The organism is Bacillus sp. AFS029533, assembly GCF_002585125.1.
GTDB lineage: Bacteria > Bacillota > Bacilli > Bacillales > Bacillaceae_G > Gottfriedia > Gottfriedia luciferensis_B.
The window spans coordinates 1-2,835 of the sequence record NZ_NUQC01000079.1 but is presented as its reverse complement, the minus strand read 5'-3'; the positions used below and the strand labels follow the sequence as shown (position 1 = coordinate 2,835).

General features: G+C 30.5%; 3 protein-coding genes. 1 reads left to right on the top strand and 2 read right to left on the bottom strand.

Annotated features, from left to right (window positions below; genetic code table 11):
* Positions 1 to 165: 165 nt before the first annotated feature.
* Positions 166 to 699, bottom strand: a complete 534-nt coding sequence (locus COE53_RS23620) for a hypothetical protein (RefSeq protein ID WP_025568551.1) — start codon at positions 697 to 699, stop codon at positions 166 to 168.
* A 287-nt stretch (positions 700 to 986) separates the two neighbouring features.
* Entirely contained in the window at positions 987 to 1,163 is a 177-nt protein-coding gene (locus COE53_RS23615) for a cell division protein FtsZ (protein WP_098948807.1), read from the bottom strand.
* Between the two features lie 120 nt (positions 1,164 to 1,283).
* Between COE53_RS23615 and COE53_RS23610 the strand changes: the two genes are divergently transcribed.
* Positions 1,284 to 2,780: a recombinase family protein gene (locus COE53_RS23610; protein WP_025568550.1), complete on the top strand. Its 1,497-nt coding sequence runs from the start codon at positions 1,284 to 1,286 to the stop codon at positions 2,778 to 2,780.
* The last annotated feature ends 55 nt before the right edge of the window (positions 2,781 to 2,835 follow it).

The following is a 2,835-nucleotide window of genomic DNA, read 5'->3' as shown; positions in this document are numbered from 1 at the left end:
TCATTAAACGCATTAAATTATGACTTAGAGGATAATACCTATCTAAACGGAATATCATTGGTTTGGGACAGTAAAAAATTGACTTTAAAAGGAGCCGATTAAAGGATTTAAAAGGGGATTGAAACAAAAAATTAAGCTTAATAAAATAATTTTTAAGATCTCACCCTAATGATTGTAATGAACGATATAGTTAGCGTAAACATAATCAAGTTGTTTTTTAATGCAAGTATTATAAAAGGTTTGTTTATAATCAGTATATAGTACCTTTAAAAACCGATCTCTAATTGATTTAATCGTCAAATTATGAAACCGTAAATAGGTTTCTGTCCAAAATATCATATTGTTAGAAAAAGTTTCATCGTCGATTTCAAAAAATGTCCGTACAGCTCGAATACCAATATTCCCCATTAAAACAGTAATATCTTCCACGTCAACATTTGCATCTAGTTCAAAAATAATAATCTCATAGTCGTTTCTAGTTCTATTATGTGCACCCTTAAGTGAATAACCAATTAATTCACCATTTGTAAGATTTAAGGCAACTACACCTTTTGCATAATCTAAAGCCCAGTTATTATAAGCTAGTTCTAAGACATCTTTTATTCTTACATTTAAAATCAATTGATCAGCAAGCTTACGTTCGATCAATTTTCCCTTTGAACAAAATTGTTTTTTAAAATGATATTCGATAATAACCAACATTCCTCTCTTTGATGAATATTTAGAATCACTATCACTATAATTACGTTCGTTATGTAAAAAAAATGACAGATTTTTGAGTAATCTGTCTTAGAATTTTTCTTAAAATAATGAATCATGGTCACTATTATATCTGTAGTTAAATTGATTGCATATTTAGTTTTTTACCGCTGTGAAAAGTACAAAAATATAGTTTGCCTAAGCAATTTACTTTTGAAATCTAATTCTTCATTGATCAAGATTACAGATAAAAAAGCACCCTTTTTTAGGTGCTTACTAAATTCATCTTACTGATCATCTTTCTTATACATTTCTTCTTTAATAATCTTCCAGCCAATCGTATGAATTTCTTCAATAATTTTCTTTTTATTTTCTTCTGTAACATCATTTGGCGCAATTATATTCACTTTTGTTTTTCCGAATTGATAGGTAGCAGTAAATTCTGTTTGTTTACTCAGTATCACCACCCCCATAATTCATTGTATGTTTAGTTTTCTGACGGACTAACCAACCTTTTTTTGCCGATGATTCAAAAATTAATTAATTCCTTAATTAGACATATATATAGTCTATGAGGTGATTACATGGAACGAGTTGCATTGTACTTGCGTAAAAGTCGAGCAGATTTAGATGCAGAGGCTAGAGGTGAAGGTGAGACCTTATCAAAGCATAAGGAGCAGCTTTTGAAATTCGCTAAGGAAAGTAATTTAAATATAATCTGTATACGACAAGAAATTGCATCTGGTGAATCGCTTGTTTACCGGCCAGAAATGTTAAAGCTTTTACAAGAAGTTGAAGAATTCAAATATGATGGCGTGTTAGTAATGGATATGGACCGTCTTGGACGCGGTAATATGAAGGAACAGGGCATTATTTTAGAAACGTTTAAATCCTCTAGAACAAAAATTATTACTCCAAGAAAGACCTATGACCTACATGATGAGTTTGATGAGGAATACAGTGAATTTGAGGCATTTATGGCGCGAAAAGAATTAAAAATAATTACTCGAAGGCTTCAACGAGGTCGAGTATTATCAGTCCAAAGAGGAAATTATTTAGGAACCTTTGCACCTTATGGATATGAGATATATGAAACAAAGGAATTCCGCTCTTTACGTATTAATAGCAAGCAGGCAAAGGTAGTAAAAAGTATTTTTGAATGGTATACGAAGGATTTGATTGGTGCAAACGAAATTGCTAACCGTTTAAATCAAATGAATATCCCTTCCTATACAGGTAAAAAGTGGAGTTACAATTCCATTTTGGAGATGATCAAAAATCCGATTTATATCGGTAAAGTGACTTGGAATAAAAAATCAAGTAAAGGTATAAGAAAACCAAAATCTGACTGGTTAATTGTCGATGGAAAACATGAAGCAATAATTGATCCTGATATACACAATTTTGCACAAGATATTTTAACTAGTCGATACCATGCCCCTTATAATAGTAAATTAAGTAATCAGCTAGCTGGAATAATGTTTTGTAGTAAATGTGGATCAAAATTACAGCAGCGTTATCCAAAAGGCAAACCTAGACAAATTGTGTGTACAAATAACCGTTGTAACACCCGCTCTTCCTATACTCATTTAATTGAAGAGAAACTATTACAAGGGTTAGAAATTTGGTTAAAAGAATATAAAATCAGTTTTACGAATCAACCCGACGAGGAAGATTTTGAAGTAATTAATTTAAAAAAACAGGCACTTAAACAAATAGAGAATGAATTAAATGAAGTTGTAAAACAAAAAAATAATTTATTTAATTTACTAGAACGCGGTATTTATGATGAATCGATTTACAATGAACGTTCAAAAACCCTCTCTAATCGACTAGAAGAACTTTCAAATAGTAAGACGTTAATTTTGGATGAACTGGCAAAATATCACAATAGAGAGTTGCTAAACGAACAATTAATTCCAACCTTTGAAAAAGTGTTAGATTTATATTACAAAACAACCAATATAGAGCTTAAAAATAAACTCCTTAAATCAGTCTTATTTAAAGTTGAGTATCAAAAAGAGCCACATCAAAAACTAGATGATTTTACACTAATACTTTACCCAAAGCTCCCCAGGTGATCTTTAAAATTGATTTGGTATTACCATCTAAGTCACATTAAATTAGTTCCATTTA